Origin of the sequence: Paraburkholderia suaedae (assembly GCF_040812055.1) — a bacterium.
In the GTDB taxonomy this organism is placed as follows: Bacteria; Pseudomonadota; Gammaproteobacteria; order Burkholderiales; family Burkholderiaceae; genus Paraburkholderia.
The window spans coordinates 1-26,228 of record NZ_JBFOAH010000033.1 but is presented as its reverse complement, the minus strand read 5'-3'; the positions used below and the strand labels follow the sequence as shown (position 1 = coordinate 26,228).

Here is a 26,228-nt window from a genome sequence, read left to right as displayed (position 1 = left end):
CGTGCGCAATGGCGCCTACTTCATCGCGACCCAATGTCCGCTCGCATCCTGCCGCTCGTGAGGTTCGAATTTGTCGTCGTGCACGATGATGGTGATGTACACCGCTTTGCTGCGGTCCCCCTTCGGATTGAAGGCGATCGTTCCGGTCGCGCCCGGGTAGTTCGAGATCTTGTGCAGAGCCGCCGTGATCGCGGCAGGCTGGGCCGATTTCGCGTCCGCGATGGCTTTCGCGGTGACCCCGACGGCATCGTATTCATAGACCGAGTACGGTCCGGGCGCTTGCCCGTAAGCCTTCGTATAGTCGTCGACGTACGCATGCGCGCCGCTCAGGAACTGCGCGAGCGGTGCCGTCGTGATGATCATGCCGTCGGCGGCGGGACCGGCTGTCTTCATCAAGGTGGGATCGTTGGTGGCGTCTCCCCCCATGAAGGTCATTTTCAGACCCAATTGCCGTGCCTCCTTGACCATCAGACCGGCTTCGGAGAAGTAGCCCGTGTAGTAGATCACGTCCGGCTTCAGTGAGGCGACCCGCGTGAGCGTCGGTGAATAGTCCATCTGACCGGGCGTGATCGAATTGGCGTACACGACATCGACACCGCCCTTCTTCAGGGCGGCCACGGTGTTCTGCGCGAGGCCTTTCGAATACGTCGTGTTGTCGTCGATCACCGCCGCGCGCTTCGCGTGCAGGACGTCTTTCATGAAGCTTGCCGCGAATGGGCCCTGCTGGTCGTCACGGCCGATGGTGCGGAACACGTTGTCGTAGCCCATCTCGGTCAGTTGCGGATTGGTCGACGCATCCAGCACGTACGGAATACCGGCGCGATGAAACGTTGTCGATTCCGGCAGCGCCGCGCTGGAGCAATAGCCGCCCGCTACGGCGACCACGCCTGCATCGACGAGTTTCTGTGCCGCCTGCACGGCGGTCTGCGCATCGCAGGCGTCGTCCTCGGGCACCAGTTCGATCTGCTTGCCGAGCAGGCCTCCGGCCGCGTTGATCCTGGCGGCGGCGAGCTTCGCGCCGTTGACGATGTCCGTGCCCGCATTCGCACTGCTGCCCGACAGCGGAACGGGCACGCCGATCTTGATGGTGGTGCCCTGGCTTCGCGCCGAACCGGGAGCCATGCCGAACAGCAGAACCAGGGCGGCCGCCATGGCCGCGACGGTCGTTCGACGCAAGCCCTGCGCTGCACCGGACCACACAATCGTCTGAGCAATCATGTTAGTAACTCCTTATCGTGAAAGGGATCGGACGATTCGCCACATGAATATACGGGTGGCGTCGCACCACGGACGAGATGGGCGATTGCGCGTGATTCATACCTGCCAGGTCAACAGTGAGACTGCTGGTTTCACCGGGCGCTCGCAGTGCAGCGCTTCTTTTATGATAGGAGCCGGTATGCGTTGCGACGATATAGGGTATTTGCGTATAAACCGATTACACAAAGGCGACGGCAATCCTCTACCTTTAAATGGGCAGTGAAATCAGGCACTGCAAACCCGAACGCGACATGACAGGACGACTCCGAAATGAGTGCGATCGCAAAGCAGGATGACGCTTACATGAAGCTCGATTTCGCGCTGGACGACGGCATCTGCCGGCGTGCCGCGATCGGCCTGGTGGTGCTAGCCACCGATCATACGATCGAGCATGAATGGCGGGGCTTGCTGACGCAGGACGGCGTCGCGTTCTACGAAAACCGTGTGTACAACTCGGCGGATATCACGCCTGAACGGCTCGCGGAAATGGAGGACCGCATCGCACCGGCGGTCGCGCTGATCCGTCCAGCCGAGCGTATCGATGTGGTGGCGTTTGGCTGCACGTCCGCGTCGATGGTGATTGGGGAGGAAAAGGTGTTCGCGCGGATTCGCGAAGCGCGTCCGGATGCCGCGAGTACTACGCCAATCACCGCCGCGCTGGCGGCGCTTCGCGCACTGGGCGTCCAACGTACGGCTCTGCTCACGCCCTACGTGCGTTCAATCAACGATTACATGCGCGACTATATCGAGTCCCGCGGCCACCGCGTTACGCGCATCGCGTCCTTCGAACATGCGAACGATAACGAAGTCGCGCGGATCGATGCGGCGTCGTTGCGAACCGGCGTTGAGCGTCTTGCGCGCAATCCTGACGTGGATGCGATTTTCGTATCGTGCACGAGCTTGCGCATTGCGGGATTGATTCCGGAGCTCGAGGCGGCGATCAACAAGCCGGTGATATCGAGCAACTACGCGATGGCCTGGCACGCACTGCGGCTCGCCGGCGTGGGAGATCGCGAGCCTCATCGTGGACGGCTGTTTGCGCTGTGACGTCGTACCTTGAAACGCGCCGGGGCGACGATCGACGCCTGATGTCGGGAGGACGTTCAACGGGACTTGCACTGCGGTGATCAACGACGATTGTGAACACACGCAGTTTGGCGAGATTGAGAAGTGCGGCGATCGGGGCTGTCGGGTTGCCCAGGAGAGCGGACGTGCGAAATCAACGCACGGTCAGGCAGCGCTGCCGTAGAGCGGCAAGCCAGTCGCTCGCACTCGACTTTGTGCAGACTGCTTTGAGTATCAGCGTGAACGCGTTAGTCGCGATGACTGGCGGTTCGATCCCCGGGATCCTCGCGCGCCGGCCGAGCGGCGCCTTTCGCCTGCGATGCGAGGTAACGGGCACGCATCGCCTTACTCAGGTGTTTCAACCAAAATTCACCGCAATTACATTAACAACTTCTACCCCACCGCGAATACCATCGTGGAAATCACTCCTCATAGCCGGATATAACGCATTCATCGTCACGTTCGTTTTCCGCATGCATTCCGTTTCGATGCTACCCGTCACAACCTGCTAATGGCCAAGCGCCCGGCGATGGCGTCGCCAACAGGTGGAATCGGGTGGATAGTGGTGATCGTTTCTTGCGACCCTGCCCGCTGCGTGCGTTAGCGCCGTCGGCGCCTCCCTCGCCAACGCTCGCCGCTCGTGCTGGGTGTCTGAGGAATCAGATCATTTTTGCGGGCAGACCGGCAGTCTCATACAGGAGGCAATATGCACGTAGGCGTTCCGAAGGAGATCAAGAACCACGAGTACCGTGTCGGTCTCACGCCGTCATCCGTGCGCGAGATCGTCGCGCACGGACACAGCGTGGACGTCGAGACAGGCGCTGGCGCAGGCATCGGCGCAACGGACGACGCGTATCGGGCCGCGGGCGCGCAGGTGGCGCCCAGCGCCGAAGCGGTGTTTGCCGCTGCCGAGATGATCGTCAAGGTGAAAGAGCCGCAGCCTGCCGAGCGTGCGATGTTGCGCCGCGGCCAGATTCTTTTCACCTATCTGCACCTTGCGCCGGACCCCGAACAGTGCGCCGATCTGGTCCGAAGCAACGCGGTCTGCATCGCCTATGAGACCGTCACGCAACGCGGCGGCGGACTACCTCTGCTCGCACCCATGTCGGAGGTTGCGGGCCGCATGTCGATTCAGGCGGGCGCGTTCAGCCTGGAACGCGCACACGGTGGCAAGGGCATCCTGCTTGGCGGGGTGGCGGGCGTGCCTCCCGCGAAGATTGTGATCCTCGGTGCGGGCGTGGTCGGCACCAATGCCGCGCAGATGGCTGTCGGCACAGGCGCGCAGGTCGTCGTCATCGACCGCAATGTCGACGCGCTGCGACGCATGGACCGGCTGCTCGGCGCGCGGGTGATCACCGTCTATTCGAACCAGGACAATATCGAACGACACGTGCTCGATGCCGACCTGCTGATCGGCGGCGTGCTCGTGCCCGGCGCCGCTGCGCCCAAACTGGTTACGCGCAAGATGGTCGATACGATGAGCCCGGGCTCCGTCATCGTCGATGTCGCGATCGACCAGGGAGGATGCTGTGAAACGGCGAAGCCTACGACTCACGCAGACCCCACGTACAAAGTTGGCGAAGTCGTACACTACTGCGTCGCAAACATGCCTGGCGCTGTGCCGCGGACGTCCACTTATGCGTTGAATAACGCGACGCTTCCCTTTGTCCTGAATATCGCCGACCAGGGCTGGCGCAAGGCGCTTACAGATGACGAACATCTGCGTCGTGGCCTGAATGTCGCGTTCGGCAAGGTGACCTGTCCCGAGGTCGCCGAAGCATTGGGCTACACCTGCGACGACGCAGACGTCGTCGCACGCGAATAGCAGGAACTTCGAGACACAGCGCGGGCGGCTTATCCGCTCGCGCTCTTATACGCCGCTGCCGTACGGCTGCGTGATGATCTCGAGATTGTGGCCGCTCGGATCTTCGAAATACGTGCCTCTACCGCCATCGTTCGTATTGATCTCGCCCTGCCGGCGGTGAAACGGATCCGCCCAGTAGCGCAATCCGCGGCTCTGTATTCGCGCAAGAATGCAATCGAACTCCGTCTCGCTCACCAGAAACGCATAGTGGTCTGGCCGCTTTTGATGATCATCGCTGCAGAAGTCCAGCGTGACGTCGTTTTCCAGTTGCACGGCAAGGAACGGCCCGAATGGCTTCGGCTCGGGAAGTCCGAGTATTTCTGCGAGAAATGCCGCCGATGCATCCCTGTTCCGCGCATAAACGATAGTGTGATTAAGGGTGATGCTCATGTTCGCTGCTCTCCCGTTTGATCGACGAAACGGCGCGGGTGCCCTGCGGCGGCAAGTGACAGGAGTTCGCGCGTAAAACGGTGCTACTTCGCGGCTGGCGTGCTGCCGCCCAAACGGCGGCGAGGCATGCTTTAGTACTTCGACTGCACTTCATCATCTGCCGTTCTGTCACTGTGATCCGCTGCGTCGCCGCCGGCCGCCGAACCGGCCGGAGCCCGCCGCTTGCCGCGCCATTGCGCCACCTGCCAGGCGACGAGTCCCGGCAGAAAGACAATGATGTCACGAAACCGGCGCGCACCCGCGAGCGCGAGACAGACTTGCGGATTGAGAGCCAGCACCGTGCCGACGAGCAGAAATCCCCCTTCCTGAACGCCGAGTGCGCCCGGTACAAAGAACACGATGCTACTAAGTGCCTGGATGAGCGACTCGAGTACCGTTGCCTGCAGGAAACTTGCTCTTGCCCCGAGAAAGTAGAGCGCGAGCCATAGCTCGAGCGCGGTCGCGATGCATTGGAGTGATTGTCAGATGAGCAGGTATGCTGATTGCCGCACACGCCGCGCCAGAAGCGACGATCGCCTAAGGGAAGCAACGCCATGCGCGCGGCACCGTCCCTCACATGAAGCACCAGCTTTCGTTACTCGCACCACTGGAAATATGAAAAGAAATGGACCTTGGGCAAGTCTGGTACTCGTCGCTCTGACGACTGCCGGCGCGAACGCATTCGCAGCGTACGCCGAACAATGGATAAGCCCGCAGCAGTTAAAACAGGAAGAAGCCCGAAGCTCTCACCGCAAACCGGCTTACCTCTGCGCAACCCACGCGGCGCACTGCCTGGCCGCCGGGCCAATGCATCAGCTCGCAAGCAAGTACGCATCGCCGCCGCATCTGCAGAAGAAGGCCAAGGATGACTTGAGGTAGGCTTCAAGGTCGTTGGAAGCTGTCTCAGTCGTGGTGTGGTGAGCGCGCCTGGGTGCCCGGGAACACGCATCGAGCGGCTGAACGACATCCTGGCCCGGTAGGCGCACTGCTGTCCAGGGCGCATCGCCAGGCGCTAGAATGAAAATCCTTTTCCCTCGTCGAGGAGACGACAATGCAGGTTCAACCCTACCTCACTTTTTACGGCCAGGCTGAAGCAGCCCTTCAGTTCTACGAAAAGGCGCTCGGCGCAAAGACCATGTTCAAGATGCACTTTCGGGATGCGCCGCCGAACCCCGACTATCCGGTCTCGCCCGACATGTCGGACAAGGTCATGCATGCGAGCTTCGCAATCGGCGATTCGGTGCTGATGTGCTCGGACGGCGATTGCAGTCAGTCTAACGCCACGCACAGCGGCTATTCGCTGTCACTGAATCCAGCAACCGTCGAAGAGGGCAGACAACTGTTCGATGCCCTGGCCAACGGTGGCGAAGTAACAATGCCGTTCGAGAAAACATTCTGGGCGTTAGGCTTCGGGACAGTGAAGGACCGCTTCGGCGTGCACTGGATGATCAACGTCGAGGACCTGTCGCAGCGCGACAAGCTCGCGCAGCACGCGCCAGCCTGACCGGACCCACTGGCGCGCGAACTTCGCGCGCCCCTTTTTCAGCACGCGCGGCGAGCGGCTGAACGATATCATCGACAGGCCACGTCGCGCGCTTCTCTTGCTGCCAATATCAGGAGTACGAATGGCCAGTCCAACCCGCGATTTCACACACCGCTGACCATCCCAAATTTCGTAGCCCATGTTTGCTTACACTTGACTACGGTTTTTCATATCGTGCGGCGTTAGGCTTCAATCACGGCCTCGGAGCCGCTCAGCACCTTACGTCACCACACCTCGCACGAGATAACATGAAAAACATTCTTTCGCATAACCAACAAAGCGGACATCGCCGGATTGCATCGAGCCTTGTGGCCGGCGCGGCTTTCATCGCCGCCTGTTTTGCCGGGTCGATGCCCGCATCGGCGCAGGAGGTCATGGTGCTCACCGCTCCAGCCGCACGGTACGAAAGCGCACCGCCACCGCGCGCCGGATACGCCTGGCAGGGCGGCTACTGGGGCTGGCAGCACGGCCGCTATGTTTGGGCTCAGGGTCAGTGGATCAGGGCGCAACGCAACGCGGTCCTTCCCCCGCCTGCCCCGGTATCGAACGTGATGAGGCTTTCCACCGATGCCCTGTTCCCCTTTGACCGCGGCGACGTCTTCGACATTCTGGCGGGTGGGCGGGCGCAGATCCGCAGCATCGCGGAGAAACTGCGTACGATGCGCATCGGGCGCATGGAGGTGCGTGGCTATACGGATCGCCTCGGATCTTCAACCTACAATCTGGCGCTGTCGCAACGCCGTGCCGACGCAGTCAAGGCGCTGCTCGTCCAGCAGGGCGTGCCGGCCGACCGTATCGATGCACGCGGCCTTGGCCAGGAGGACCCGGTTGCGCAATGCGGCAACAGCCAGCCGCATGACCGCCTCGTCGCCTGTCTGCAGCCGGATCGCCGAGTGGAAATCGTGACGTTCGCGCGTACTGACGATCGCCGGTTACAGCCCGTGGCGACTAACGCGATGTTCAGGCAGTAATACCGGCCGTCGGCACATGCATCGACTAAAACCGTGTGCCGACGCCACAACCTGCAGCGAAGCCGCCGTTGCCTCCGACGCCACTGCATCCAAAGATGCCACAGCTGCTCAGCAGTGCAGATAGAACGGCCAGAAGAGTAATGGTCCTCCGCAGCAGTCTCATGATGGATCAGTGAATTGGCGAAACCGGAGCGATTGGAACCCTCGATGCAGCGTTTAAGCCTGCATGCGTCGTTGGCAGCGACGTGCGTTCAGCCTCCCGGCCATGTTTGCGGTGGAGCGGGTGAAGGGAATCGAACCCTCGTCGTAAGCTTGGAAGGCTTCTGCTCTACCATTGAGCTACACCCGCTTTGACGGTTGCCCGGCTGAAGCTCCAAAGCGCCGGGGCTACGTCAGGCGACCCGAAGAATATCGAATAGGCGATCCGCATGCAACAGAACAATGTTTAAACTTTTTCATGACCTCATGCCATTCCGCCGCGCAACTTTCCCCGCAAAAACATACGCGAAACGCGTAGCCGAAACTCTTTGACTTCCCGAAGAACCGACCCGTACAATGGATTCGTGTTGCGGTGCAGCATTCGCCTCCTGGCTGTGCCAGCGCGTGTCGTCTCAGTAGCAGCCCTTTTGCCGCCTTACCTTACGGAGCAATGATGAGCACTCTTACCCCTCAGCAGTTGATTGCCGCCCAGCAAGCCAACATGGACGGCTTTTTTGGCGTCGCGAACAAGGCATTTGCAGGCCTGGAAAAGGTGGTCGCGTTGAACCTGGAAGTCAGCAAGGCCGCTCTTGCCGAAACGCAGCAAATCGTCACGAAAGCCCTTTCGAGCGGCAATCCCGCCGAGCTGCTTGCATTGCAAGCAGGCTTCGCGCAGCCTGCTGCGGAAAAGGTGGTCGCGTACGGCCGCAGCGTCTATGAAATCCTGTCCGAAGTTCAAAGCGGAGTTTCCGCCGCCGCGGCAGCGCAGGGTGAGCAATTGCAGCGAGACGCTCACCATTTTGTCGAGAGCCTCCAGAGGAGCGCGCCTGCAGGAAGCGAATCAGCTATGGCCGCGTGGAATTCGGTTTTCTCCGCGGCGAACTCGACCTACGAATCGGCCAATAAAGCTGCAAAGCAGTTCGTCACTTCGGTTTCCACCGTGCAGTAACGTTGCTGTTCTTTTTTCGCGCTAAGGTTTCCGTCAATGCGAACTTCGGTTCGCATTGTCCTTTTCGTATTGGACGGACAGCACAGCAACTACGGCGGACGGTAACTCGCTATCTGCGATAGCGTACTGCGCGACGAGCAGCCACAACGCCTCGCCGACGACTTCCAGTGCCACCGCTTCTTTTCGATCTTTCCACGAACATGCCTCGGCATAGGGATCGACCCGACAACCGTTGCGCCGAACACGGCGCAACTCAAGGAATGAATCAACGGACACACCGAATGGACGAGCGATTTGACAGACGAGAACTGTTGCTCCACCTTGGCGACATGCTCTACGCGTTGAGCTGTCTGGCCACGACGAATGAACCGGGCGCGCTGGTGACGCACCTCGCACAGGCAAACGAGCTGCAGAACTTCGAGTTCCTGCGGGCATTATCACCACAGATGACCGTGGCAGCGTTTACCCGGAGCGTTGCCAGTGCGTTCGCCCTGTGGCCACGCGAACTGCTCGAGGCGGAACTCAACCGGGACGCCTTGGCGGTAGCCGTTCAACACGAGCTTTTTGACGGCAACCCTGCTGGTTGGCACACCTATGTCCGCTACATGCAGACGAAAGTGACGTGGTTCGGCAAGGGGCTTTCGAATATCCAAGAGCAGTCCGTGGTCCGGGCGTCACCCGATGCGCAAGATCCGGCTCCTCCGGCTGACGCGCCGCTTCTGGCCAAGCCGGCCGCAGCGGAGGATGCGGTGGTCCGCAACGAGAGAAAAGGGTGGCCCTGGCCCGAACCTGGGTCCACGTCGTAACGCGACCACCTCAAGGACAGCAGGGCACGCATGTAGCGGCACGGACATTGTCCGGCCAGCGCAGGCAAGCCTTTGCAAGGCACGACGCTTCTTCTCACACGGGACGTGGCGTTGGCGCAATCGAAAAACCTCCAGCGGAACAGCGAATCGCAAAAGGCGGCAATTCTTGACGCGACGATGCCGCCTTCACCGATCCGATTGCCGGTTAGCGGGGCTTCCTCCCGTTTCAGCTTATGGTGCAGTTGCAATGACTTGCATCGGCGAACCCGCACCCATCGTTAACCCTCAATGTCGACATACGGAAGTATTTCGTCGATTGCGAAAATATTTCGAATCGCCGAACTCCTACTATTCGCTCACACCGACTGAATATTTCACCAAGAGTGTTCCGGCTCTAACCGCGTGAAACGCTATCACGATGCAACGCGCGAAAGCACGCAACGTAGCGCTGCGCGCGGTGCCGCATGCAGCGAAGGGCTTGATCGACGTCGGACCTTTATCAACGGTCATCGCACCGTCATGCTTCAGCAATCGCAGCCGGCACAGCGGCCACAAGAGTCGCGATCGGCTACAGACATCTCAACGTTCTGGTTTGGAGACGACCAATGAATACCTGCAATTTTGCGGCACATGCCGTCCATCCCGGCGCACGAATGCCGTGATCTCCGTATCCCGATGACCCATCAGCTCGGCTCTCGCCGCGGACGAGAACGACGACAACGCAAATTGATTGACCTTTCGTCGTGTCATGTCGCGCAATGGAAATCCGGGTCTCTGGATAGGGAAGTCAGTTATCGGCCCGGTGTCTGCATGAACGAGCCACAGCACAGTAATCGCAGATTCACGTTTGGAGATGGCAAATGAGTACCAGAAAAGGCATTTCAGCCGGTTCGACAGGCGCGGGTGTCATCGCAGCGCAAGGTATGTCGCCCGCGCACAGTTCCGGCAGCGGCGCGACCGCTGCAGCGCCAGACGCCAGTGTGATCAAGCGCGCGGCAATGGCGAGCTTCATTGGCAACTTCGTCGAATGGTTCGACTACGCTTCGTACGGGTACCTTGCGACAATCATTGCGGTGGTGTTTTTCCCGAAGACCGACGCAGCGACCGGGCTGCTCGCGGCTTATGCGGTATTCGCGATCTCATTCATCGTGCGCCCGATCGGCGGCATCGTTTGGGGGCACTTCGGCGACAAGATTGGACGACGGACTGCGTTGTCGCTGTCGATCCTGATCATGTCCGCTTCCACGTTCGTTATCGCGTTCCTGCCAACCTATGCTCAGGTCGGTGTGGCTGCGCCATTACTGCTGTTGCTGGTTCGCCTCATTCAGGGGTTCTCGGCCTCGGGCGAATATGCCGGCGCGTCCGCTTTCCTCGCCGAGTACGCACCGGAGGGAAAGCGCGGCGTCTATACCAGCATCGTTCCCGCGAGCACGGCCGCAGGGTTGTTGTTCGGGTCGGTATTCGTAGCGGTCCTGCACGCGGTGCTGACAACTGAACAACTCCACTCTTTCGGCTGGCGCCTGCCATTCCTGCTCGCCGCGCCATTCGGGCTGATTGGCCGCTATATTCGTGTGCGCCTTGAAGATACGCCGAAGTTCAAGGCGCTCGAGACGTCGCATCATGTTGCGCGTGCTCCGGTCAAAGAATTGTTGAGCGTGCATCGTGGCAAGATGCTGATCGCATTCGGCGTAACGTGCCTGAACGCGGTGGCGTTCTATCTGGTGCTGAGTTACATGCCGACGTACCTGTCGACGGAAATGGGCATGGGCGAAACGGAATCGTTCATCGCCGCCACGATCTCCCTGACTGCCTATATCGGCTTCATCTTCCTGATGGGGTCCCTGTCGGATCGGTTCGGTCGCAAAACGATGCTGATCGGCGCTTCGGTCCTGTTTGCCCTGCTGACCGTGCCGCTCTTCAAAGGACTGGTCGGTGCCAGTTTTGTCACGGTTGTGATGATCCAGATCGCCTTCGGTGCGCTGCTTACGATGAACGACGGCACGCTACCCTGCTTTCTGTCAGAGATTTTTCCGACGCGGGTGCGCTACAGCGGTTTCGCTTTCTGCTTCAATGCGGCAAATGCATTGTTTGGCGGGACGGCGCCGTTCGTTGCGACGTGGCTGATCCACGCGACCGGAAGCAGGCTGGCCCCTGCATGGTATCTGGTGGGTGCGGCTGGCATCGCACTCGTGGCCATGATTGCGAGTCGCGAGACGTCGCGCGGGCCGCTCGCCGATGACTGAGCCGCGATGCGACGTCACGGAGCATCAAGGACGAAGACCTCGCTTTCCGGCGATGCAGTCCGGTACTTGATGAGTACATCGCGTTTCATGCGGTGTCGCCTCGGACGTCCGCATAGACCGGCCATCGGCCCGAAAGCTCCGGGCACAATCTCTGTGCGAGGTGACGGTCCACCGCGATGAATGCAGGCAGGTCGTTAGGATCAGCGCGTTCGATGCGGAACGTCCTCCGGGAACGGATACGGTGCGTGCGGGCCTGGCCATTCCGGTGCCGGCGGTCCGCTCAACGCATCGCATCCACCCAAGCCCAAGAAAAGCGTTGCGGCAAGAACGCCAGCCGCAATCCCGCGCAGCATAGCTAGACTGTGCATTTTTCACCTCCCGGCGCGCGACCCTACTTGGGTTTGACCTTCCCGTTCCGCACAGGTTGTGCCGTCGTGGTTTCACCGGTCGTATGTCGCGTCAATGCTTCATGTCGCATCACGCGGACACAGTCCGGAGTTGCGGAACTGAACCATCCTCGTGACCGCTTGCTCGCCTCGAGCCGTCGGCGACGCAGACATCCGGAACAGCGCCACCGCATCGTCGAGGGCGCCCGCCTGGTCCTGCAGCGCCGCAGCGGCCGCCGCGGCCTGCTCAACGAGCGCGGCATTCCGCTGGGTCACGTTGTCCATCTGCGTGACCGCGCGATTGATCTGCTCGATGCCGCGCGACTGTTCTTCCGAAGCCACACTGATTTCGCTCACGATACGGGTTACGTTGCGCGCTGCGCTGACAGCGTCCGACGGCGGCTGGGCCAGGTAGGCGGCCAGTTCCCGATCACTGTCGGCCAGTCCGGCGTGTACGCGCGCGAGCACGACGGGGGTGGGTTTTCCCTGTGCGACGAGCGTTTCGTAGGCGCCGAGATCGACCCGCGCTTGCAAAATTGCGTCACCGCTTGCGGCGAGGTGGCGCAATGAGACCGTTTGCTCGGAGTACATCTTTTCCAGCGCAGCGTTGGCCGCCTTCAGACCAGCGACCGACGCAGCGATAACGAGCACCAATGCGGCCGGATAGCAGGCGATCGTGACAGTCAGCGCGGTACGGATAGCGGTATTTCTGAACATGGTAGTCGTGCTCGACCCGCGGAACAGAAAAAAGCGGCGAGCGGATTGATCCGCCGCCGCCAACAGGAACACATTTCGTCGATGAATCAGCCGCGAGGCGCGGGTTTCCCGGATCAGAAGCGGGTGCGCACGCCGGTCGTCAGTTCAAGCTGGTTGGTCGCACCAAACGTGGTTCCGACCGTATAGCCGCCGTGAAGCCTCATGTAGTCGCCCGCCAGATAGACTTCGGTACGCTTGGACAAATGGTAAAACGCCGACCAGTACAGCGTCTCCTTATAGCCATTGTGCAGGCCCGACGTCGGATCGAACGCGCCGATGTTCGCGTTCGGAATGTCGCCGTCCGCGTTGTACGCGGCGTTCTTCACGCGCATCTGCTGATAGCCGAGTTCGTAGTCGAACGGGCCCTTTGGCGAGAGCTTGAGCGACACGGTCCACGCGTTGTCCTGACGCTGACCCAGCGCCCCCTGGTTGCCGAGATAGCGGAAGTAGCCGGCATTGGCGCGAAGAATGCCGAACGTGTAGTTGCCACCCACCGAGAACGACTGATTCGTGAAGCCAACGCGGTTCGCATGGCTATAGAAGCCCGACACGTTGAACGGGCCACCGTTGTACCCGAGCGCCGCCTGGTAGTTGGAGTTGGTGCCGAAGCTCGTCGTGTTGCCGAAGGCATAGCCCGCGCTCGCAAAAATGCCGTTGTTGAAAAGCTTCTTCCACGCCACGCCATTGGTGTAACGCGTGCCCGTCGCGCTGGCTGCGTAGAAGATCATCTGCTTGAAGTTGTTCGAGTTCGTCCAGCCGCCCTCTTCCGTGGTCAGCCGCGCGCTGCCATAGGGGTCGCCGTAGATCGCCGACGCATCGCGCGCGATGGTGTTCTGGAAGCCCGCCGTGAACTTGCCGAACGTGTCGTTTTCGATACCGACCCATGCGTCGCGATCGAAGATCTGGCCCGGGTCTTCCATCTGCCCATTGGCGACCACGTACTCACTCTCGAGCCGGAAAATGATCCTGGAACCTGAACCGATATCCTCGGCGCCCCTCACGCCCCAGCGACTACCGCTGAACCACGGCTCACCGCCAATGCCCATACCGATGACGTGATCGCCATTGGCATTGGCATGCGACTGATACGTCGGCACGCTCAGGTCCATCAGCCCGTAGAGCTGCACACTCGACTGGGCGTATGCACCGCTTGCCCCGAATGCACTGGCCGCGACTGCCAGCGTAAGGTATCTTTTCTTCAAGTCCGTCTCCTCAAGTTGCTGCGTTGAAAGTCTGATTGTTGTTCGCGGCTGCTGCAGCCCATCTGGTCGGATATCCGATCCGTTATGCGAATTGACGCAATGCTAGTTACCCCAATCCTTCACGATCCTTTCCCGTGTCCTTTGTACAACTAAGTGGTTTCACTGATATGCGCCGCTGCATCCTCGCCCGTTATTCGGTATCCCTCTGCCGAGGATGTTTGCCAAGCGCCGCAACGTCAGGACTGCGTTCTGGTGACTGAACGCCCTGTTTCTCGCGTATCAGATAGGTAGCGCAGATCGCCCCATTGTGAGACGCGATCTGCCATTGCCTGAACACGCCGAGCGCGCCAGTGGTCTACTTCGAGCTGACAAACTCGTTGGTGTAGGTCTTGCCCAATTCAATATGCTTGCCCTTCACCGACGGGTTGAACGCCGACAACACCTTGAGGACGGTGGCCGGCCCATCGGCCGGCATCTTCCCGTCGACGGTGTACATCGGCAGCGACGCCTTTAGAGCGCTCACGTAGAGCGGCTTGTCTTTCTGATAGTCGTCGGGCATCTTCGCGGCGATCTCTTCCGCGCTATGCGTGTGGATGAATTGCAAGGTGCGAACGAAGGCATGCGCGAGTTTGGCGGCGTCGGCCTTGTGCGAATCGGCCCAGGCGGCCTGCACGTAGAGACTCGATGCGGGGTAGGTGCCGCCGAGCGCCGCCTTCGTGCCCTCGACCGAGCGCATGTCGACGAGCACTTTTGCCTCGCCCGATTTCAGCAGTGCCGACACCGTGGGCTCGGTAGTCATGCCCGCGTCTATACGGTTTTGCTTGATAGCCGCAATGAAGCTGGCGTCGGCGCCCACCGGCAGCGTCGAGTATTCCGTCGATTGAATACCGTGCTGTCCGGCAAGGTATTGCGTCAGGAAGCTGGTCGACGAGCCGAGGCCCGTCACGCCGAGCGTTTTACCCTTGACGTCACCCATCGATTTCAGCGTATCGGCCGCTTTCGTCGACACCATTTCGACTTCGCCCGGCACCTGCCCAAACACGACAATCGCCTTGACGTCCTTGCCCTTGGTCTGCAGATCGATCGTGTGATCATAGAAACCGACCACACCCTGGACGGCGCCGGCCAGCAGTTCGTTCTCTGCATCGACACCGGCCGGCTGCGACAGCAGTTCGACGTCGAGCCCCTCGTCCTTGAAGTAACCCAGTTGTTGTGTCAGGCGCGCCGGCAGGTAGATCAGCTTCGTGATGCCCCCGACCATGACAGTGATCTTGCCGGAATCCGCAGCCGTCGCGTGTTGCGAGGCAAGGCTGAACAGCAGGCTGGAAGCAAGCGCAATATGGCGAAACGCGCTCAGATTCGGTCGCATCGATAGTCTCCGTTATTTGTCGGCAGCAGGGTGCTGCCTGTTCGCATCGATGGCGCGATTGTGTGGGCACCAATCTTTCCCACCGCTTTCACGGCGAGGCCAGTTTCTTAGGGGATTTCCATGAGGTGACGCGCGGCGAAGTCAGGGTTGTCGTCGGTCTGCTTTCGCGCCGCGATGCCGGAATACGTGATGCCGTCGTGGAAAACCCCCACCGGTAATCGCGACTGGTGAAAGCCGGCAGAAGGATTGCAGTTCGTAGAATCACAGCATCGATATTGATTCCGCCAACATGACCGACGATGGCATTGACCATTACCTGATCCGCGGCGTGACGTCGCAACGCAAGCAGTTTCGGCCCGGCGATTGGGCCGAACGCCTGACCGGGGTCATCACGCTGTTCGTCGGGGAGCGGGGCACCGGCATCCATATCATCTGCACTCGGCTTGCGATGCCGGTAATCGAGCAGGACCTTAAATGCCTGCGCATCGCGCACGAGTTACAACGCGTCTGCCCGGCCGCATTCGAGTTTGTCATGCGGTTCGCACGGGACAATGACCTGGCAGTGGACATCCGCCGGGTTGTCGATCAACGCACAGGGTGCGTTCCGAAGCGTGCCCCGAGGCTGCAGCGCAGGCAGCGGTAACTAGCGAGTGCGTCGGTGATCCGGACTCTCCCGACTGGCGCTACACGGTTACGTACAGGCCGCGATGAGGAGGCGGTTCATGAAGACACCCACTGAAGTGCGTTACACCTATGCGTGCGCTGCCTGTGGATACCAAACCACCGTGTCACGGCCGGATGCCTCGCACGCGCGCGAGTTGGCGCTATGCGCACGATGCGACGGGCAGGTGTGGCTGAGCGCTGCGGAAAGGGCGGGCCCGGCGGCACGCGTCGGTGAGCTCGTCGCGGGCCGCGACAGCCTGTGGTAGGTCGGACTGCGGGGAAGCCGCGGACAGGTCCAAGCGCGCACGCCGTGGGGGCCCGGTCCGCTTGCAAGCCATACCGCCTGTGACATTCGCTGCCCGCACAGGCAGTCCCCGCAGGCGAGCCAACGCCCGGTTTTCGCGGTAGCCCATTGTCCATGACCGTTAGTTGCGTAACTGCCTCCCAAATCTGCTGAATGGGTTGACCGCCCGCAGCCAACGGTGTCGCGCGTTCCCGAAACGGCCGGACAATGCAGTCATGGCCTCCTCCGATTGCCACCGCCCCAGGAGCGATTCTTGCGACACCGCGATACTGCCGCGCGGCATCGCGCGTCGCAATCCGATTCTTCCGTGAAGACGAGGGGACGACGATGAAGACAACGGTGTTGGGCCTTCGCTTAGCGTCGGCAGCTGTGTTGGTGATCGCCCTTACCGGGTGCGGAGGTAGTAGCGATTCGAGCAGTGCCGATACCGCTGCAATGCGAGCGTCGGCGCAGAAGGCGCCAACCACACCCGCGAGCCTGACCGCCGACGGTGGGTCGGTCTCGTCCGCTGTCATAAAACTTCAGCGCTACCGGATCGACCCATCGAAAGTCTTCGTCGCCGGCATTTCCTCCGGCGGTTTTGCGGCAGTACAGATGCACGTCGCCCACTCGTCGACCTTCAAAGGGGCCGCGGTCTACGCTGGCGGTGTGTATTGGTGCGCTGGCACAGGAGGAGCCTTGACGGCCCTGGCAAACTGTGGCGGCTTGACGCTTCCGACGAATCAGGCGTCGTACAACAGCACGCTTGCGGTATCGGAGGCGTATCTGGACGCGCAATCGTCTCTCGGCACCATCGACCAGGCGACGAATCTGCGCGGGCAGCCCGTCTATCTCTGGTCCGGCACGCAAGACGAGGTCGTCAATCCGCTGGAGATGGCCGACCTCAATTCGGAATACCGGCATTACGGGGCCAATGTTCACTTCGACAATGGATTTCCCGCCGAGCACGGCTGGGAATCGCCGGACGGCGAACTTGCATGCGGCACGCTCGGCAGTCCCTACATGGTGCACTGCTCGGCGAATGGCGCCGTCTACGATTCCGTAAAAACGTGGCTGACGATGTTCCTGGGCCCGTTGGCACCGCGCAACGACGGAAAGCTCTCCGGTACGCTTTCCGCATTCGACCAAACCGAGTTCGGCGCGTCGCCCAACCTTTCGATGAGTCCAACTGGCAGCGTTTTTGTTCCTAAAGCCTGCGTACAAGGGAACAATTGCGGACTGCTGCTCGCGCTTCACGGCTGTTTGCAGGAGTCCTCACTGATCGGAAACCGCTGGGTCACCGAGGCGGGGATAAATGAATGGGCCGACACCAACCAACTGGTGGTGGTCTATCCCGACACGATTGCGTCGTCTGCGCCGGGACCGACGAACCCGAATGCATGCTCCGACTGGTGGGGCTACTCCAACCAATACGACCCCAACTACGCGCTCAAGCGCGGCTTGCAGATGTCGGTGCTCTACGCGATGGTGCAGCGCGTGACTGGCCGACCCTAACGCCGATGTGCATGGTTCGATTCGCCACCCTCAGCACAAGAGTTAGACAGAAACGATTAGCGCTTCCCCTGACGCAATATGGTTGACGCCATCGGCAACTGCTTCGCCGTCGCGAGCGGGAAGCGTCGATAGCAAGAGCACCCCCGCTGGCGATTGCACGGTCGCATCTTCAAAGCCCATGTTTAGCGCAATGAAAAGCCGTTGATTGCGGCAGCGCCGCTCATAAGTCAGCACGTCGCCGTGTGCGACGACATTCTCGATTGTGCCCTCCACGAGCGCGGGGTTGCTGCGCCGCAAGCCTAACAAGCGGCGGTATAGCGAGAGCGTGCTCGACGCGTCGAGATCCTGGCCACGTACGCTCGACGTCGTACCAACGGGTAGCCACGGTCTGCCGCTGGTAAAGCCCGCATGGGGGAGCGAGTTGTCCCATTGCATGGGCGTACGCTCGGGATCGCGTCCCTGGCCGATGCCGGGCTGCCGCAACTCCACCGGATCTCTGATCTCATCCGGTGCAATATGCCCGTCTGTCATGCCGATCTCGTCGCCATAATAAAGCGTCGGCGTACCGCGCAGCGTCAGTAGCAGCACCGCCGCCACGCGCGCCTGCGTCGTGCCGATGCGCGATGCGACGCGCGGATTGTCGTGATTGCCGAGCACCCAGTTCGGCCACGCGTGTTCGGGCAATGCGCTGTTGTAATCCCTGATCATGCCGGCGATCTCGCCCGCATTCCACTTCGCGCTGAGCAACTGGAAATTGAACGGCATGTTCGCGCCTTCGCCATTCGTGCCGTAGTACTTCACGAGTTGCGAAACGGGCAAGTAGATTTCGCCGATCAATACGCGCTCGCCGTACTCGTCGAGTGTGGCACGCATCGAACGCACGATTTCATGCACTTCCGGCTGATCCTCGGTGTAAGTCTGCAAGAGCCGGTGATGTTCGGGCTCGCCCGGCCGGTACGCGGGGTTCGGCGGGTTGTCGCGAAACTGGGCGTCCTTGATCAGCAGCCACAGCACATCCACGCGAAATCCGTCGACGCCGCGATCCAGCCAGAAGCGCAGCACGTCGTCCATGGCCCGGCGCACTTCCGGATTGCGCCAGTTCAGGTCGGGTTGCTCACGCAGGAACGCATGATAGTAGTACTGACCCGTATGCTCGTCCCATTCCCACGCGGAGCCGCCCATGCGGCTTAACCAGTTGTTCGGTGGGCCGCCACCCGGTGCCGGATCGCGCCACAGATACCAGTCGCGCTTCGGATTGTCGCGTGACGAACGGCTTTCCTCGAACCACGGATGCAGGTCCGACGAATGGTTCGGCACGAAGTCGAGCAGCAATTTGAGCCCGAGTTGATGGGCGCGGTCCAGCAATTGCTGGAATCCGGCGAGCGTGCCGAACATCGGGTCGATGTCACAGTAGTCCGCAACGTCGTAGCCGAAGTCCACCATGGGCGACGGGTAGATCGGGGTAATCCAGATGGCATCCACACCCAGCGCGGCAACATATTCCAGACGCGCATGGATGCCGGTCAGGTCGCCGACGCCATCGCCATTGCTGTCCTGAAACGAGCGCGGATAGATCTGGTAGATCGCGCCGCGTTGCCACCACGCCAGTTCCGACATCGCACATTCTCTCAACGGTTGATTGTTCTGATCCAACGCACGGACCCTATGCTCAGCGACCTCTGGTACAAAAACGCCATCGTTTATTGCCTTTCGGTAGGCACGTTCATGGACGCCAATGGCGACGGCGTCGGCGACTTTCAGGGTCTCATGCGCCGGCTCGACTATCTGCAGGGACTGGGCGTAACAACCATCTGGCTCATGCCCTTTCAGCCCTCGCCTGGGCGCGATCACGGCTACGACGTGTCCGACTATTACAACGTCGATCCGAAATACGGCACGCTCGGCGACTTCGCCGAATTCACGCATGCGTGCGCCGAGCGGGGCTTGCGCGTGATCATCGACCTCGTGGTCAATCACACGTCCGACCAGCATCCGTGGTTTAAGGAAGCACGTAGCGATCCCGATTCGAAATATCGCGACTGGTACGTCTGGTCCGACAGCAAACCGCCCAATGCAAACGATGGCGTGGTATTCCCGGGCGTTCAGAAGTCGACATGGAGTTTCGACAAGCAGGCCAAGCGCTGGTATTTCCATCGTTTCTACGACTTTCAACCGGACCTGGACACTGCCAATCCCTACGTGCACGCCGAGTTGCTCAAGATCATGGGCTTCTGGATCCAGCTTGGCGTGTCCGGCTTCCGCATGGACGCCGTGCCTTTCGTGATTGCGGCGAAGGGTCCAAAGGTGCGTGAGCCCGTCGAGCAATACGACATGCTGCGAGCATTTCGCGAGTTTCTGCAGTGGCGCGAGGGCAACGCGATCATTCTCGCGGAAGCCAACGTGCTCCCCAATACCGACCTTGAATACTTCGGCGACGAGGGAGAGCGCATGCCAATGATGTTCAACTTCCAGCTGAATCAAAGCACGTTCTACACACTCGCGACCGGTGACACGAAGCCGTTGAAGAAGGCACTCGTTGCGACGAGGACACGTCCCGCGAGCGCGCAATGGGGCGTGTTCCTGCGCAATCACGACGAGCTCGATCTGGGCCGCCTGTCACCGGAGCAGCGCGATGCGGTGTTCGCCGCGTTTGCCCCGCAGCCGGACATGCAGCTCTATGGCCGCGGCATTCGTCGCAGACTCGCACCGATGCTAGCGGGCGACAGACGCCGCCTGGAACTCGCCTACAGCCTGTTGCTGACCTTGCCGGGCACACCTGTCTTGCGCTACGGCGATGAAATCGGCATGGGCGACGACCTGCGCCGGCCCGATCGCGAATGCGCGCGCACGCCGATGCAATGGTCGACGGAACCGCAGGGCGGCTTCACGAAGCATCCAAAACCGCCGGTCCGCGCGATTTCCGGCGGGGCCTATGGTTTTGAGCGCATTAACGTCGCGAGCCAGCGGCGCGACCCGAATTCGTTTTTGAACTGGACAGAGCGAATGATTCGCATGCGCCGCGAAATGCCGGAAATCAGCTGGGGCAACTTCGAAGTGCTGCGCAGTTCGAGAAGCGACGTACTCGTGCTGCGTTATGACTGGCGCAACAACTCGCTGCTGTGCGCGCATAACTTCGGCGCCGATGCATGCACCGTGAGATTCCGCTCCGGATGCGCTCAACCGGGCGACGACCGGCTGATCAATCTTCTGTCCGACGATCACAGCGAGGCGGACGATGACGGCCGGCATGCGGTCGTGCTCGAACCGTATGGGTACAGATGGTATCGCCTCGGCGGGCTCGATTATCTGCTCAGGCGCAGTGAGGTTTAGACGGCAGCGGCCATCGCCTCTGTTCCGTCATGCTTTGAGCAAGTCGCTCCATCGTTGAACCGCGCGAAAAGCGCAGCGGCTTTCGCCCGCAAGGCGCGGGCAGGGTCCGCGTCGCCGAGCGTCCCGCCGGAAAGCCATCCAATTCCGATAGCCGCGTGAGAACCCGAACTGCAACCGATCAGAACGAATGCCTCATTCCGATACGCACGTCGCTCTGCGTGTTCGAGGTCGACGGTGTGAAGCTGTAGCCAATCACAGCATCCACGCCGTTCGACGCGCGAAGATAATCGCCGGAAATGTACACGTCGGTGCGCTTGGACAACAGATAGTGCAAGCCCAGCGAACCCTGGTTCCAGTGATTGCCTTCGAATCTCGTATGCTGATAGCCGCCATACAGCGTCAAATCCGGCGCGAAGGAATACGAGGCGCCCGCTTCGTAGACCTGCATATGCGAGGTCTGCCCAAAACCCTTGATCGTCGTGTAGGTGAAGTTGCCGCTCACCATCACCTTGTCGATCGTGTAGGCCGCGCCGATTGCAAACGCACCTTGCTTGTCGACCGGGAACGACGAAGAGCTATACAGGTCCGTCACTGCGCCGGTGGCCGGATCGATAGAAACAGTCGGCTGGCCGAGGAATGTATGCGTGCCGATCATTGCATAGGGGTCGAACGCATAAATGCCGTACGGATTGTTCAGCTGGGTGTAAGCGGTGCCCACATTGAACGCGCCATGTTCGTAGCGCGCGCCTACGCTCCATGCGCTCTTCTGATGGAAGTCGCCCGCGGTATTGCCGAACGAATACATGCCGCCGAACGAAAAGCCCGAGAAATCGCTCGACAGGAATTTGATCGAGTTCGGCAGGCGGTCGCCGTTCATCCGATCGAAGTCGCCCTGATGGATCGCGTAGCCGCTCGCCCAGGCCGAAATGTTATATAGGTAAGCAAACTCCTCGGTCATGTCGAGCTGATTGCCGAACGACAGCGTGCCCCAGCTATTTTTCAGGCCCACATAAGCCTGACGTCCGAATTCAGCCCCGCCAAAACCCAATTGCCCGTTGCCCAGGTGAAACCCCGATTCGAGCACGAACACGGCTTGCAGGCCACCGCCGAGATCTTCCACGCCCTTGAAGCCTAGCCGGTTGCCGTACGAAATACCGTCGTCAAACTTGAACTGATTGGCGCCGCCGGCATTGTTCACGTAGGTAATGCCCGCGTCCAGGATGCCGTATAAGGTGACGCTGCTCTGCGCGTGGACAGACGTTGGCACGCAGACGGCGCTGATTGCGATAGCGAGTCCCGATAGGCTGACGGCATTTCTCTTTTTCATCTAATTGTCCCCTGCTCTTTTCCTGCGTATTTTGTTGGATAAGGCGATCCCTGCTGCGCGCTGCATTGCAACGCGCCGCGCTTCTCGCATGACGGGCAGTTCGAAACGGGTTGAGACTGATTGCTACGGACTAGAGCTATCGTCGATGCCTGTCATTTCCGGCCAGGCCCGTCGACGGCTCAAGAATAAGGGTTCAAATTTGTGGCGATTCGGCCGGATGCGACATAAATCTGTCGTGCAGCGACCTGCAGTTAGCCATGCCGCCGTTACTTCACCCCAAGTGCCGTTTGGACGGCTTGCAGGCCATTACCGCCGCTGACCGTGTTCACGCCGTCGAGCCAGGACTTCAATAATTCGGGGTGGCGCTTGAGCGCTTCTGTGGCCGCCGCGTCGACGCCCGTCTTCTTCTCCAGTACTTCCGTGATCACGCCGTTTTCGAGATCTACATTGAACGTGAGTTGCTTGAACAGGCGACCGACATTCGGGCACTGCTCGGCGTATCCGCTGCGCGCGACCGTATTGACAGTGGCACCCCCGTAGTCCGGGCCGAAGTACTTGTCGCCGCCGTCGAGGTAGGTCAGCTTGAACTTCGTGTTCATGACATGCGGCTCCCAGGCGAGGAACACGATCCACTTCTTCTCACGCACCGCGCGCTCCACCTGCGTGAGCATGCCGGTTTCGCTCGATTCCACCACTTTCCAGTTGCCGAGTCCGAATGCCTTGTCATCGACCATCTTCTTGATGTTCTGATTAGCCGGCGCGCCCGGTTCAATACCGTAGATCCTGTTGTCGAACTTGTCGGCGTTCTTCGCGAGGTCCGCGAACGAATGTACGCCGGCGGCCGCCACATAATCGGGCACCGCGAGCGTGAACTTCGCATTGCTCAGATTCGGATGCACGACCTCGATTGACTTTTCCTCTTCGAACGGCTTGACTACCGGCGCTTGCGCCGGCATCCAGTTGCCGAGAAACACGTCGATCTGGCCTTTCTTCAAGCCTTGATACGTGATCGGCACCGACAGATTAGCCACGTTCTGCTTGTAGCCGAGCGCCTTCAGCAGAACACCGGTCATCGCATTGGTTGCGTCGATGTCGGTCCAACCCGGCCCCGCCATCTTCACTTGAGTGCAGGACTGCGGTTCGGCGGCGGAGGCGAAAGCGGTCGCCGCGCACAGCAGCACAACGCCGGATAGCGCCTGTTTTAAGAGCTTTTTCATCATGTCGGCTTCCTGTAGGTGGGTTGAGGACTGAACGAACACTGAACTTACGATATCAATGCTCGACCGCGGGAAAGCGTGCCATGGCTTCCAGTGTGTCGAGATCGATGTTGTTGCGCATGTAGCGTTGGCTCGCATCGACAAACGGTTGCCAGTCCCACGACGCTACCGTGCCTTGCGTGGTCGCCTCGAAATGAAAGCGCCGCCGCCGTTGACTTTGCAGTACCTGGTTGTGCAGCGCGTCGAGATTCCAGCGCCGGGCGATCTCGTCGCGCAATGACGCGACCTGTGATGCATATTCCGCGCGAGCCGCGAGATTCGCGCGCTCCAGGGGGTCGGCTTGCACGTCATACAGCTGGTCGGGATCGGCCGGCGTGTGAATGAACTTAAAGCGCCCGCGCCGCAGCATCACAATTGGGGCAATTGCGCCTTCTGCGAGATATTCTCCGATCGCCTCATCGTGACCGTGCTGCCCATCTATTGCCTTTGCGCTACCTCGAAGATGCGGCACGAGCGTGCGGCCATCGAGCGAGTCGGGCCATGCGGCCGGCTGTTCGCCGCGCGCCAGCTCGACCAGCGTCGGCAACAGATCGAGGTGTGAAACCGACGCCTGCACGCGATGCGCGTCGAACTGTTGCGGCGCGTGCACGATCAGTGGTACCCGGCAGCCGCCTTCGAAAAAAGTCATCTTGTACCAGAGCCCCCGCTCTCCAAGCATCTCGCCATGGTCTGACGTCACGATGATCATCGTATCTTCGGCGAGGCCCGACTGTTCGAGCGCCTCCAGAATCGCGCCGAACTGTTCGTCGACGTAAGAGATCGCGCCGTAATACGCGCGGCGCGCGTTGCGGATCTGCTGGTCGGTGGGCGGCGTGCGGTCGGTTTCGCAAACGTGCCGCAGGCGTTTGGAATGCGGATCGGCTGCGTCGAATGAATCGCGATGCACGGGCATGTCGATATCTTCGTCGCGGTACATGTCCCAGTACTTTTGCGGAATCGCGTAGGGATCGTGTGGATGTGTCAGTGAGGCGACCATGCAGAAAGGCCGTACGTCCTTGCCCGCATGACGCTCGCGTGCGATATCGAAGAGTTTCTGCCTCGTAGTGAAGGTGACTTCGTCGTCGAAATCCAGTTGGTTGGTACGCACGCACGGGCCGGCGTCGATCACGGAACTCATGTTGTGATACCACGTAGGGCGTGTTTCGACATCGTCCCAGTTGGGCGTCCAGCCGAAATCGGCGGGATAGATGTCGGTGGTGAGCCGCTCCTCGAATCCATGCAATTGATCCGCGCCGCAGAAATGCATTTTCCCGGAAAGAATCGTGCGATATCCCTCAGCGCGAAGATAATGGGCGAATGTCAGCGTTTGCGAAGGAAATTCCGCGGCATTGTCGTACGCGCCAATCGCGGAAGGCAGTTTTCCCGATAAGAAAGAAAAGCGCGATGGTGCACACAGAGGACTCGCGCAATAAGCCGACTCGAATACTACGCCCTGCCTGGCGAGGCGGTCTAAGTGGGGCGTTTTCGTCAAACGGTGACCGTACGCGGCCAGCGCGAACGGTGTCATCTGGTCAGCCATCAGAATAAGAATATTCTTTTTGGTGTCAAGCATCGGAGCGCGCCTCGAATAAAATCACAAGTGTGGGTGCAAGCTGGGAGCCGGTGTGCGATCCCGCGATGAGCATCACTATTGCCGTCCAATTCGCCGCTGTGAAGACGGCAAATCGTTATGTGCCTATAAGGGGGTGTTATGTCGAAGCTGGATCGATTACCGCCAATGCAGGCGTTGACGATGTTCGAATCCGCGGCGCGTCTGGCCAGTTTCACAGCCGCCGCGCGCGAACTGGGTTCGACGCAGCCAGCGGTCAGTCAGCGCGTCGTGCAACTCGAAGAATCGTTGGGTGTCCCGCTGTTCGAGCGCGGCCATCGCGGCGTCACGCTGACTGAAGACGGCGTGCATCTCTTCGACGCGGTGCGGAGTGCGCTCGATACGATCCGCGTTGCCACGGCCGAGATTCGCGCACGACGCACGCCGCACACGCTGACGCTCTCCACCGATTTCGGCTTCGCCACCTATTGGTTGATGCCGCGCCTCTCGCAGTTCAAGGCGCTGATGCCGGACGTCGACGTCAAGATCATCACCTCGCAAAAGGTGTTCGATCCGGCGCACGATCAGGCGGACATCGTCATCCCGTTCGGCGACGAAAACGCGGACTGGACCGCGCGCGGCGCAATCAAGCTATTTCCAGAACGTGTGACGCCGGTGTGCAGCCCCGCCTTTCTCGCGACGCATCCGGGCCTGCGCGAGCCGTGCGACCTGATGAACCTGCCGCTTTTGCATCTCGAACCGACCCAGCCGGCGCGCTGGCTCTCGTGGGCCGACTGGTTCGCCGTGCACGGTCTGGACGCGCCCGCGGCGCACCGGGGCATTACGTTCAATAGCTTTACGCTGGTGGCTCACGCGGCCATCATGGGCCAGGGCGTGGCGCTCGGTTGGACGCCGCTCGTCAACGAGCTGCTTGCCACCGGGCAACTGGTCGAACTGTTCGACACGCCTGTGGTGACCGAGCGTGGTTATCTGCTCGTCACGCAGCGCGCAGCCACTCCGGCCGTCAGTGCGTTTCGCCGCTGGCTGCTCGACGAATGCGGGCTTGACATGGAATGAGCGCGCGACGCTGCCATCCGACGTCGGTAGAACAGTGGTGCTGCAATAAAAAAAAACGCCGCTTTTTTAGCGGCGCTCTCCTTGAAACGACTGCTCGTAAAACCGCGTCAAACTCGCCGCTTAAGCTTCATCCATCCGGCGAGTCCCGCTCGATCCCGCTACCGCGCTCACTTCACCCAGCTATCCACGC

Annotated in this window: 22 protein-coding genes, 1 tRNA gene and 2 pseudogenes; 14 read left to right on the top strand and 11 right to left on the bottom strand. The window is 60.6% G+C overall.

Annotated elements, in window-relative coordinates; genetic code table 11:
• Positions 1-15: 15 nt before the first annotated feature.
• Complete coding sequence (locus tag ABQJ48_RS31640) at positions 16-1,218, bottom strand: branched-chain amino acid ABC transporter substrate-binding protein (protein ID WP_367841877.1); 1,203 nt, start codon at positions 1,216-1,218, stop codon at positions 16-18.
• Positions 1,219-1,527: 309 nt separating this feature from the next.
• Between ABQJ48_RS31640 and ABQJ48_RS31635 the strand changes: the two genes are divergently transcribed.
• From ABQJ48_RS31635 to ald, 3 genes and pseudogenes are all read left to right on the top strand, one after another.
• Complete coding sequence (locus ABQJ48_RS31635; protein WP_367841876.1) at positions 1,528-2,304, top strand: maleate cis-trans isomerase family protein; 777 nt, start codon at positions 1,528-1,530, stop codon at positions 2,302-2,304.
• 209 nt (positions 2,305-2,513) lie between these two features.
• Positions 2,514-2,624: pseudogene (locus ABQJ48_RS37925) on the top strand (LysE family translocator); the annotation flags it as partial.
• Between the two features lie 404 nt (positions 2,625-3,028).
• The gene (gene ald, locus ABQJ48_RS31630; protein ID WP_367841875.1) at positions 3,029-4,147 is read left to right on the top strand and encodes an alanine dehydrogenase; all 1,119 of its coding nucleotides are present in this window, start codon (positions 3,029-3,031) and stop codon (positions 4,145-4,147) included.
• Between the two features lie 45 nt (positions 4,148-4,192).
• Here the strand turns inward: ald and ABQJ48_RS31625 are convergent, their stop codons facing one another.
• Together ABQJ48_RS31625 and ABQJ48_RS31620 are read right to left on the bottom strand one after the other, a co-directional pair.
• Positions 4,193-4,576 carry a VOC family protein gene (locus ABQJ48_RS31625; RefSeq protein WP_367841874.1) on the bottom strand — a complete coding sequence of 128 codons (384 nt, stop codon included), beginning with the start codon at positions 4,574-4,576 and terminating at the stop codon, positions 4,193-4,195.
• A gap of 131 nt (positions 4,577-4,707) precedes the next feature.
• Positions 4,708-5,097, bottom strand: a pseudogene (locus ABQJ48_RS31620) (lysylphosphatidylglycerol synthase domain-containing protein); the annotation flags it as partial.
• A gap of 569 nt (positions 5,098-5,666) precedes the next feature.
• On the opposite strand from ABQJ48_RS31620, the gene ABQJ48_RS31615 reads away from it, so the two are divergent.
• Both ABQJ48_RS31615 and ABQJ48_RS31610 read left to right on the top strand, forming a co-directional pair.
• Entirely contained in the window at positions 5,667-6,119 is a 453-nt protein-coding gene (locus ABQJ48_RS31615) for a VOC family protein (protein ID WP_367841873.1), read from the top strand.
• Between the two features lie 287 nt (positions 6,120-6,406).
• Positions 6,407-7,129, top strand: a complete 723-nt coding sequence (locus ABQJ48_RS31610) for an OmpA family protein (protein WP_367841872.1) — start codon at positions 6,407-6,409, stop codon at positions 7,127-7,129.
• 275 nt (positions 7,130-7,404) lie between these two features.
• Here the strand turns inward: ABQJ48_RS31610 and ABQJ48_RS31605 are convergent.
• Positions 7,405-7,478 (bottom strand) — tRNA-Gly (locus tag ABQJ48_RS31605).
• Positions 7,479-7,700: 222 nt separating this feature from the next.
• Between ABQJ48_RS31605 and ABQJ48_RS31600 the strand changes: the two genes are divergently transcribed.
• From ABQJ48_RS31600 to ABQJ48_RS31590, 3 genes are all read left to right on the top strand, one after another.
• Positions 7,701-8,276: a phasin family protein gene (locus ABQJ48_RS31600; RefSeq protein WP_367841871.1), complete on the top strand. Its 576-nt coding sequence runs from the start codon at positions 7,701-7,703 to the stop codon at positions 8,274-8,276.
• 281 nt (positions 8,277-8,557) lie between these two features.
• A complete protein-coding gene (locus tag ABQJ48_RS31595; RefSeq protein ID WP_367841870.1) occupies positions 8,558-9,082 on the top strand; it encodes a hypothetical protein in 525 nt (174 codons plus the stop codon).
• A gap of 998 nt (positions 9,083-10,080) precedes the next feature.
• Positions 10,081-11,325 carry an MFS transporter gene (locus ABQJ48_RS31590; protein ID WP_473094218.1) on the top strand — a complete coding sequence of 415 codons (1,245 nt, stop codon included), beginning with the start codon at positions 10,081-10,083 and terminating at the stop codon, positions 11,323-11,325.
• Positions 11,326-11,792: 467 nt separating this feature from the next.
• Here ABQJ48_RS31590 and ABQJ48_RS31585 read toward each other — a convergent pair whose 3' ends face one another.
• The 3 genes from ABQJ48_RS31585 to ABQJ48_RS31575 form a co-directional block, all read right to left on the bottom strand.
• Positions 11,793-12,428: a Tar ligand binding domain-containing protein gene (locus ABQJ48_RS31585; protein WP_367841869.1), complete on the bottom strand. Its 636-nt coding sequence runs from the start codon at positions 12,426-12,428 to the stop codon at positions 11,793-11,795.
• Between the two features lie 113 nt (positions 12,429-12,541).
• Complete coding sequence (locus tag ABQJ48_RS31580) at positions 12,542-13,669, bottom strand: porin (protein WP_367841868.1); 1,128 nt, start codon at positions 13,667-13,669, stop codon at positions 12,542-12,544.
• A gap of 355 nt (positions 13,670-14,024) precedes the next feature.
• On the bottom strand, positions 14,025-15,038 hold the full coding sequence (locus tag ABQJ48_RS31575; protein ID WP_367841867.1) for an ABC transporter substrate-binding protein: 1,014 nt from the start codon (positions 15,036-15,038) through the stop codon (positions 14,025-14,027).
• Positions 15,039-15,100: 62 nt separating this feature from the next.
• On the opposite strand from ABQJ48_RS31575, the gene ABQJ48_RS31570 reads away from it, so the two are divergent.
• The 4 genes from ABQJ48_RS31570 to ABQJ48_RS31555 all read left to right on the top strand — a co-directional run bounded on the left by ABQJ48_RS31570 (position 15,101) and on the right by ABQJ48_RS31555 (position 17,499).
• Positions 15,101-15,256, top strand: a complete 156-nt coding sequence (locus ABQJ48_RS31570) for a hypothetical protein (RefSeq protein WP_367841866.1) — start codon at positions 15,101-15,103, stop codon at positions 15,254-15,256.
• Between the two features lie 56 nt (positions 15,257-15,312).
• Entirely contained in the window at positions 15,313-15,681 is a 369-nt protein-coding gene (locus tag ABQJ48_RS31565) for a DUF3579 domain-containing protein (RefSeq protein WP_367841907.1), read from the top strand.
• A 79-nt stretch (positions 15,682-15,760) separates the two neighbouring features.
• The gene (locus ABQJ48_RS31560; RefSeq protein ID WP_367841865.1) at positions 15,761-15,967 is read left to right on the top strand and encodes a hypothetical protein; all 207 of its coding nucleotides are present in this window, start codon (positions 15,761-15,763) and stop codon (positions 15,965-15,967) included.
• Between the two features lie 365 nt (positions 15,968-16,332).
• Positions 16,333-17,499, top strand: coding sequence for an extracellular catalytic domain type 2 short-chain-length polyhydroxyalkanoate depolymerase (locus ABQJ48_RS31555; protein WP_367841864.1), 1,167 nt, complete (start codon positions 16,333-16,335; stop codon positions 17,497-17,499).
• Positions 17,500-17,541: 42 nt separating this feature from the next.
• Here ABQJ48_RS31555 and ABQJ48_RS31550 read toward each other — a convergent pair whose 3' ends face one another.
• Positions 17,542-19,116 (bottom strand): alpha-amylase family glycosyl hydrolase, encoded by a 1,575-nt coding sequence (locus ABQJ48_RS31550; RefSeq protein WP_367841863.1) that lies wholly within the window; start codon positions 19,114-19,116, stop codon positions 17,542-17,544.
• A 48-nt stretch (positions 19,117-19,164) separates the two neighbouring features.
• Between ABQJ48_RS31550 and ABQJ48_RS31545 the strand changes: the two genes are divergently transcribed.
• Positions 19,165-20,829: an alpha-amylase family protein gene (locus ABQJ48_RS31545; protein WP_367841862.1), complete on the top strand. Its 1,665-nt coding sequence runs from the start codon at positions 19,165-19,167 to the stop codon at positions 20,827-20,829.
• Between the two features lie 178 nt (positions 20,830-21,007).
• On the opposite strand, the gene ABQJ48_RS31540 is transcribed toward ABQJ48_RS31545, so the two are convergent.
• The 3 genes from ABQJ48_RS31540 to betC all read right to left on the bottom strand — a co-directional run bounded on the left by ABQJ48_RS31540 (position 21,008) and on the right by betC (position 24,985).
• Positions 21,008-22,156 (bottom strand): porin, encoded by a 1,149-nt coding sequence (locus tag ABQJ48_RS31540; protein ID WP_367841861.1) that lies wholly within the window; start codon positions 22,154-22,156, stop codon positions 21,008-21,010.
• A gap of 266 nt (positions 22,157-22,422) precedes the next feature.
• Complete coding sequence (locus ABQJ48_RS31535; RefSeq protein WP_367841860.1) at positions 22,423-23,376, bottom strand: choline ABC transporter substrate-binding protein; 954 nt, start codon at positions 23,374-23,376, stop codon at positions 22,423-22,425.
• A gap of 52 nt (positions 23,377-23,428) precedes the next feature.
• Positions 23,429-24,985, bottom strand: coding sequence for a choline-sulfatase (gene betC, locus ABQJ48_RS31530; RefSeq protein ID WP_367841859.1), 1,557 nt, complete (start codon positions 24,983-24,985; stop codon positions 23,429-23,431).
• 138 nt (positions 24,986-25,123) lie between these two features.
• Between betC and ABQJ48_RS31525 the strand changes: the two genes are divergently transcribed.
• A complete protein-coding gene (locus tag ABQJ48_RS31525) occupies positions 25,124-26,038 on the top strand; it encodes a choline sulfate utilization transcriptional regulator (RefSeq protein ID WP_367841858.1) in 915 nt (304 codons plus the stop codon).
• Positions 26,039-26,228: the final 190 nt, after the last annotated feature.